Here is a 7,753-nt window from a genome sequence, read left to right as displayed (position 1 = left end):
TTTATCGCCGATGGTACTGCACGCAAGAGTGTGGAAGAGTAGGTCGCCGCCAAGTCTTTTTTACTCCATTTTAAATGGAACCCTTTAACCCTAGTAACCCTGTTGCTAGGGTTTTTTTATTATAATTTTATAAAGTTATTTTTCAGCTGTTCTACTAGCAGGCAATCCTTATCAAGCTTTCTGTAAAAATCTTGATATGTGCCCAAAATAAAGCCAAACAGTTATTCATTCTTTTGAGCTAAGTAAACCATACGCAGACTAAGGCGAAAGCGGCCCGAGCTTTGTCCTTAAAACCAGAGAGTTCCAACTTTATGGGAGGGCCATTTTGCTGAAAGCTCCTCTTACCTATGGTCTTTCCATCCAAGAAGCATTGAAGTGAAGAATATTTTCGGGAGTTAGGCTACCCTCTTCAATTAATTGGGCTATTCTTTTTTGAATAGTTATAAAAGCCGAAATGTCAAACTGCAATTCAGTTTTCTTCTCGCTGAAAGTTTTCCAATCCTCTCTTGCTTGGTCAAAATAGTCAATTCGCAATCCGGCACTCGACACGCAGGGGAATAAAGGAACGCGGCCGGTTTGCCGAATGGTAAATTGTTTCAAAATTCGATCCTTAGCAAGAGCTTTTGGATAGTGCAATAGTTCTAAAACCTCTTTATCTTTGACCTGCCATCCTCTTTTGGCAAGAAAGCGTATACCCGAATAACAATCTTTAAGGATCCAGCCTAATTGGATTAAGGCGGCGATGGCAGAAGAGAGGGTTCTAACTTTCTCCCACTTTTCTAGGGTAGTGGGCTTAGTGATGGTGTAAGTGCCTTGTATGCCGCAACAGTTGTAAGGCATACGGATAGGCAGCTTTGCATTATATGCGTTGACGTCACCTTGTGTGATAGCAGGCAAATATTTTCTAATCAAAAAGGAAGCTACACTTCCTCCACTGAAACCCAGGTGTTTTAGAAATGTCTTGATGATTGGCCCTAAAGTAGACAAGCATTTATTCAATAATAGGATTCGTTTGTTTTGCGCTATCCTTTGACCAATCAAAGCAGAGGCGTGAAATTTTTTTCTCACATGATCGAATGCAGCGCTGCTGATCTCAGCCTCTGTTAAATTGTGTAAAAGCCCTTCTTTAAATGTGGCGTTCATCGCTTTGCAGCAGCAGGCTAGAGCACGCCTATCTGCCAAAGCAAGTAGATGAAAAATTGAATCAAGAATCTCAGGAGTTAGATCTAAAAATTCAATTTTTCTATCTTTAAGTCTTATGCGATGACTAGGGCTAGAATCTTCGGATGTATTTAACTGCTCATAACCGATCTTAGCCATATTTATACATATGCTTACAAGAGCCTCGGTTCCTACTGTCCAAGGTTGGTCCAGGATGAATGTAGTCACGATCGCGTTGATTGGACGAGGCCAAGCATTGACTGCTCTTCGTAACCCATATGCTCTGTATGAGGGCATCTTTAAGTTTGCGAAGGGGATTTGTATGAATTCATTTTCTGTGGTAAGCGCTAGCATTTTAATTCCTAGTAAACGCGTAAAGATGAGGTGTATTTTTATGAAAGTGTTTGCAAAGTTTTCTAGGGAAAAACCTTTATCACAAGACCTAAAAATTTTCCAAGTGTTAAATCAAACGGAGTTGCTTTATTTTTTTAACTTAGGGAAGCAATAGCTTAACTCCTCGTAAAAGTTTCTTTGACAATTTTGTGGGAAATAAATATAATATTATTTTTAATATTTTTAATTGATCTTTATTAGAGAGCCAAAAATGAATGTAAATCCTTTTCACTCTGCCCCTTTTCCTCTTGTGCACCGCTGTTCCAACTTTTTTGGAAAACTTAAAGGCTTTTTGATTACAAAATTAAAAAACATAAAACCCTACTTTTTAAAAATTGCCTATACTCTTGCCCACAAAATGACGAAAGGAAACCAATCAAAATTATTTAAAATAAAAATTGTGCAACTTGATCTAAGCTTAGGAGAAAATAAAATTAAGCGGTACTTTGGGAAAGATTTCATGGGAGGGGCCTATAATGTCGCAAGGCCGTCAGTGGTTGTAAATAAAAAAGATTATCGAGCCTGTGTAAATTTAATCGAAAAATGTAGAGAGGATAAAAGCATTAGAATTGATCCTTCTAAAAATTTCGACATTCCTCTGGAAGGAATTTGTATGGGGATCAGTTTAGATACAGCTCAAAGGTATTTAATTAAAAACGAAAGTATAGAAAAGATTGTTAAAAGTCATCGAAAGGGAGGATCGGCTGAAGCGGTGGCCAATCAGGCTGTTTATAGCCAAGCTAGTTACGAAAAGGAATATTCAGCTTTTTTCCTAAATATATTAAACGATCTACAGGAAATATCTGCCAGCGGAGTCAATTACCCTTATTTTAAAACAAGTTTTTTTGTTGTTCGGTGTATATTGTGCCTACTCGATCCCCATTTAAGTTTAGCAGATCCAGCTTCTCCTAGCGGGCGTAGATTGGTATTAAAAAACTCTTATATAAAAGACCTTATAAATGAAGAAATTCGGTTATGCAAAGGACAAGAAAAATTTGAATCGAAATGGTTAAGACCTGATGAAAATTATAAGGATTCCTGGGCAGTGAAAAATCCATCTGAATTCCACCGAGCAGCTTTGCATAAAATTAATGAAAAATATCGGGATGCTGTAAGAGAACCAAAAGCCAATCAATCAGTTTTGATTAGAGGGAGAGCGGAGGAGATAAATCAGCTTAACTGGGTAGTGTCTTTTCTAGAATATAAACAAGCGCTGATGCCGCAAGCATCCAAAGAAACCTGTAAAATTAATGGTAGAAATTTAATCCCCGCATTGTGTCAATTATCTAATCCCTTCATCAGATCGGCACTTCTGCTCATCATGAGACATCATTTTGACCATGTTCGCCTTCAAGCGATAGCGCGTGCGCGTGATTTAGATATAAAATCGGTGCAAAAAGTGATGGGACATTGCTCCGCGCATGCAAATAATGGATCTTATCTCCAAAACATTTCGAAATTAAGGCCGGGAATTTATTTGGTGACTTTTTACAGCAGCGAGACTAAGGGGCATGCAATTAACTACATTAAGTTAGACGAAAATAAAGGCTTTATTTTAGATTCAAACTTTATGCAGATTCAATGTGGCGATGCAACACATACCATGCAACAATTTCAGAAAATTTTAAGTTTTTATTCACAGCCTGAATATATTAAAAAATCAAAATTTGCAATTTTAAAAACTAAAACACTACGCAATCATTTGTTGCATTTTTGGGAAATTACCAAAGGGCAAGCAAAGGAAGAAAGCAGCGAAAACCGTTAAAAGTGTATTTAACAGGACTTCTTAAACTAGTTGATTTCAAGTTATTTTCTAGTAAATGCGTTTCGTAAAATTTAAATCCATTATAAATTAAATAAGCACAAGCCTATGTTGAAAACAACCCTTTCCATTAAAGTGATTCCAAATTCCTCAAAAAAGGGGATAGCAGGCTGGGAAAATCATAAGCTAAAACTTCATATTTCTGCGGCGCCAGAGAAGGGAAAGGCGAATGAGGCTGTCATCAAATTCTTGTCAAAATTTTTAGGAATAAGACAGCAACACATTCAAATTATTCAAGGGGAAACGAGCCGGCATAAATTGATTCAAATTGAAGGGATGGATTATGAAGCCTTAATTGAAAAAATAAATGAATGGATGAATTAAACTTCTCTAATCAATTAGGGGGAGCGGAGTCTCATTGTTCAAAAGCATATAGGCAAGTTAAGACTCTGAAAGCTCTATTTCCCTATCCTTTCTTGTCCTGGGGTGCCCATCTATTCGGCAGAGCTAATCAAAGATAGACGCTAAATCCCCTTCGCTTTAAACTTATTTTCATCACGCTTTTTTATGGAAGGAAATCATGACACACTTGATTTTTATGGGGCTCTTTTGCTTACTTTCTGCGGTTTATGGTATAGAAAGTGAAGCTAAAAATTTAACTACCGAGACTAAGCATACCCTGCTTTTAGCGGATAAATCTATTCCCTACACCGCTCAGCTGGGAACCTTAGCGGTTGAAGGCGAAAACAAAAAACCGAAGGCTTTCTTGTCTTATATTGCTTATACCCGCACAGATGGGAATAATCCTGCGCGACCCATTGCTTTTTGTTTTAATGGGGGGCCAGGTTCTTCTTCTGTTTGGCTCCATCTAGGTGCATTTGGTCCCAAGCGCCTCGTTTTTGACGACCTATTCTCTAATCTCCCCAAGCATTCTTTAGAGCAGAATCCCCACTCTCTTTTGGATCAAATGGATTTAGTTTTTATCGACCCTGTGTCAAGTGGTTTTAGCACATGCGCAGAAGGAGAAGATCCTAAATCTTTTCACGCCTATGAGGCGGATATCAAAGCGATGTCTGAGTTTATCAGACTTTATGTGACTCGATTCAACCGATGGGGTTCACCCAAGATATTAATTGGGGAGAGCTATGGCGCCGCGCGTGCCATAGGCATGGTGGAAGAATTAGCCAATCAGCATCGAATAGAGCTGGAGGGACTTGTTTTAATTTCACCTGTGATTGATTATCAGACAATCTATGGGTTCGGCGATGGAAATGATTTGCCTAGCCTTTTATACTTGCCCTCTTATACGGCGGCAGCTTGGTACCACCAGAAGCTTCCAAGGCAATTGTTAAACCGCCCGTTGCAAAAAGTTTTAGAAGAGGTGGAAGCTTTTGTTTTAAACGACTACGGACATGCCCTTTTGCAAGGGGATTACTTGGACGAAAAAGGTAAACAACAAATCGCCGATAAAATCGCTTATTATACAGGATTGAATAGGGATTACATCTTATTAAATCGCTTAAGGATTGCTCCCCACCAATTCAGAAAAGAACTTTTTAGAAAGGAACATCGATCGATAGGTCGTTTTGATTGCCGTTTAATGGGAATAGAAAGAGAGCCTTATTATACGAATTGTGAAGCTGATCCTGGCGAAAAAATGATAGGTGGTAAATTTGCTGCGGCTTTAAATCAATACTTTTTTCAAGACCTAAATTGGAAAAACGACCTGAAATATGAGATATTAGGGAAAGTCCATCCGTGGGAGTATAGTGGGGCTTCCAATCGTTATCTCAATTTATCTTCAACCCTGGCGAGGATCTTAAGTCAAAATCGAGGTTTGCAAGTTTTGATTGCCGCCGGGTGCTATGATTTGGCAATCCCTTATTTTAGTGTTCATTATGTCGTAAACCATTTAGGCTTAGAACAAACTTTGAAGGATAATATTCAAACGCACTTTTATGATTCAGGGCATATGATTTACTTAGAAACACCCGCGCAAATCAAATTATCTGAGCAAATAAAAAAGCGTTTCGCGAGAAAAAACTAAGGGCGAATTTAGCAAAAAGCATCCGATGCTTATTAAACAAAGCTTGAGGGCAATAAAGGTTAAATGATGTTTGTATCATGTCTAGAAAAACAAAATACGCTAAAAGAAATTTTCAAAGCATGCTTGACAGAGGAGAAAAAATACCAAAAAATTATTGAGTTAGGAAGAGGCTTGCCTCGCCTCCTAGAAGCTTTAAAAATTCCTGAAAACAAGGTTAAAGGTTGCCAAAGCACCATGTATTTACATTCTTACATGGAAGAAGGAAAAGTTTATTTTGAAGCAGAGTCCGACGCTTTAATATCTTCTGGATTAGCGGCTATTTTAATTCAAGCTTATAGTGGAGAAACTCCTGAGACCATCTTAAAATGTCCTCCAGATTATCTGGAAGTGCTAGGAATCAGTGCCAGCTTGACACCCAACCGAGCAAATGGGTTGTACAGCATCCATTTGAGAATGAAACAAGATGCGCTAAAATTTCTGTTAAAAAGATAAGCTCCCATCAACTTTAACAGTTTAAGCTTGTCGGCTGCTATTAAATTTGTATTGCAGTGGAGGATATGAAGGGTGTATGGTGACCACTCATGCATTTACACGGGGGATGCCATATGAATAATGAGATCTCTTCACGTTTTAAGTCTATTTATACCCAGTTATTAGAATTTGAAATAGCTGACAGGAAATTCACCTTAAGACAGGCCTCTCAATGTGTAAATCTTCACGCCTTATGGATTGTGAGGGGAATTTATCGCCTTATCTATTGGTGCAGAGGAAAGGGATGGATTAACCAAAAAAAAGTCATCGATGCTTTCCAATCTTGTGAAAAAGGTTTAGGACCCATTTCAGCGGAAATGAAAGAGAACAAAAGGCTGATAGAGAAGCTAATGTTTGGAGCGCATTATAAACCGGGGCCTGAGCCTTATCTTTCATCTGAAGAAGCGGAAAGCCTAGCTAAAATCTCTCGCTTTGCTCAAACCTTTTTATCAATTGGCACACAGAAGCCTTTATCCTCATCCCCTCTTTATAAAGATTTAGACGAAATTCTGCACGGAAGCCTTTTTATTTCTAATCTTCTCGGTTCTTCAGCAGAGGCTGCGGAAAAAGGGATCCAAGCCATTCAGAAATTTAGTTCTTCCTCTAAAACCCTTTTGTCAAAATTTGATATTTCTTTAGAGCAGCTTATTGTCCAACCGATAGCACCAGTAGAAGAAGAATGGATGGCACTCGATCAACTTGTCGAAAATGAATTAACAGAGAAGAAGGGATATGTCTGCGATCTATCTCAGAGGCCTATTTGTATGAGAAAAAACCGCTATTCTAACATTCTTCCTTATAATCAAAATTTCTTTGGCAATTCAGATGGCACGCATTATATTAACGCCAGCTTAATTGAGTTGGGTAAAAAAACCTACATCTCTACCCAAGAGCCGATCCAAGAAACAATTCCCGATTTCTTTACTCTTCTTATTCAAGAGGGTGTGCAAGTGGTAGTCTGTTTAGTTAATTGTATAAAAGAATCAAAAAACGAGAAATTAAGAAAAACTACCAGGTATTGGGAAAGTCAGCTGTTTCCGATGAGATTAGATAATGGCTACGAAGTTTCTCTTATAGCGACTCACCGGTGTAAAACTGAACAAATTGTGGAGCGAACTTTTGTGTTTTCAAAAGAAGGCAAAGAGATCAGACGTGTAACCCAATTGCATTATATCAATTGGCCTGATTTTGAAGCGCCTGATGATGCGATTTTTGAAGTTTTTTTGAAAAAGGTTTTCGAGAAGCATATCGAGGGCCCTCTTTTATGTCACTGTAGTGCAGGCGTAGGCCGTACCGGAACTTTTATTGCCATTCATAGTTTATGTACAGAGATTAATGAAAAAATCCATCAAGGGAAAAGCCTAAAGGAAATTTATGTAAATTTTCCAGAGAGGATTATGCGCATGCGCACGTTTCGCGGAAAACTTGTGCAAACCTTCGAGCAGTATCAATTTATTAAAGACACGGTAGCCATTTTTGCAACTCCCTTAGAAATTCTACAAGAATGATGAAAAAGAAGCTCTCCCGCATTTTGATACTACGCCTGATGAGAAGCACTATCAGCAAAACGATTGCTGATTCGTCAAAAAAACCTCCGATTATTGATAAATTCATTGAGAAAATAAAGAGTAAGCTTATGTCGGGAAAATTTTATCGAGCCCTAATTTAACGTAAAGGCAGCTTAAGCATAGTCTGAAAGGCTTAGTTTTTTTGAATGAAGCGTCTTTTAGACCATTCTGCCACTAAACTTCAGGACCTTTACCCTGATGATTGGGCAAAAAGCTGTTCTCTATAGCTTAAATATTGGAATTAGTTCAACTTGGTGTCTTAGTTTATGCTTACTTTTTTCTCCACCCTCT

At 38.3% G+C, this 7,753-nt stretch carries 6 protein-coding genes; 5 read left to right on the top strand and 1 reads right to left on the bottom strand.

Annotation, left to right across the window (positions count from 1 at the left end):
- Positions 1-345 precede the first annotated feature (345 nt).
- Positions 346-1,515, bottom strand: a complete 1,170-nt coding sequence (locus PARA125_RS06280) for a hypothetical protein (protein ID WP_213157879.1) — start codon at positions 1,513-1,515, stop codon at positions 346-348.
- 250 nt (positions 1,516-1,765) lie between these two features.
- On the opposite strand from PARA125_RS06280, the gene PARA125_RS06275 reads away from it, so the two are divergent.
- From PARA125_RS06275 to PARA125_RS06255, 5 genes are all read left to right on the top strand, one after another.
- On the top strand, positions 1,766-3,319 hold the full coding sequence (locus PARA125_RS06275) for a hypothetical protein (protein WP_213157878.1): 1,554 nt from the start codon (positions 1,766-1,768) through the stop codon (positions 3,317-3,319).
- Positions 3,320-3,424: 105 nt separating this feature from the next.
- Positions 3,425-3,700 (top strand): DUF167 domain-containing protein, encoded by a 276-nt coding sequence (locus PARA125_RS06270; RefSeq protein ID WP_213157877.1) that lies wholly within the window; start codon positions 3,425-3,427, stop codon positions 3,698-3,700.
- Positions 3,701-3,896: 196 nt separating this feature from the next.
- Positions 3,897-5,363 (top strand): S10 family peptidase, encoded by a 1,467-nt coding sequence (locus tag PARA125_RS06265; protein WP_213157876.1) that lies wholly within the window; start codon positions 3,897-3,899, stop codon positions 5,361-5,363.
- A gap of 63 nt (positions 5,364-5,426) precedes the next feature.
- Positions 5,427-5,855, top strand: a complete 429-nt coding sequence (locus tag PARA125_RS06260) for a SufE family protein (RefSeq protein ID WP_249274226.1) — start codon at positions 5,427-5,429, stop codon at positions 5,853-5,855.
- Positions 5,856-5,968: 113 nt separating this feature from the next.
- Positions 5,969-7,402 (top strand): protein tyrosine phosphatase family protein, encoded by a 1,434-nt coding sequence (locus tag PARA125_RS06255; protein WP_213157875.1) that lies wholly within the window; start codon positions 5,969-5,971, stop codon positions 7,400-7,402.
- The last annotated feature ends 351 nt before the right edge of the window (positions 7,403-7,753 follow it).

It is taken from the genome of Parachlamydia sp. AcF125 (assembly GCF_018342475.1).
Lineage (GTDB): Bacteria > Chlamydiota > Chlamydiia > Chlamydiales > Parachlamydiaceae > Parachlamydia.
Note: the sequence above shows the minus strand (reverse complement) of the source record. Positions and strands in the feature narration are given on the sequence as shown.

What these genes read in the sequence shown, in the direction of transcription:
- PARA125_RS06280 (WP_213157879.1), bottom strand. Translation starts at nt 1,515, where the DNA reads ATGCTAGCGCTTACCACAGAAAATGAATTCATACAAATCCCCTTCGCA.
- PARA125_RS06275 (WP_213157878.1), top strand. Translation starts at nt 1,766, where the DNA reads ATGAATGTAAATCCTTTTCACTCTGCCCCTTTTCCTCTTGTGCACCGC.
- PARA125_RS06270 (WP_213157877.1), top strand. Translation starts at nt 3,425, where the DNA reads ATGTTGAAAACAACCCTTTCCATTAAAGTGATTCCAAATTCCTCAAAA.
- PARA125_RS06265 (WP_213157876.1), top strand. Translation starts at nt 3,897, where the DNA reads ATGACACACTTGATTTTTATGGGGCTCTTTTGCTTACTTTCTGCGGTT.
- PARA125_RS06260 (WP_249274226.1), top strand. Translation starts at nt 5,427, where the DNA reads ATGATGTTTGTATCATGTCTAGAAAAACAAAATACGCTAAAAGAAATT.
- PARA125_RS06255 (WP_213157875.1), top strand. Translation starts at nt 5,969, where the DNA reads ATGAATAATGAGATCTCTTCACGTTTTAAGTCTATTTATACCCAGTTA.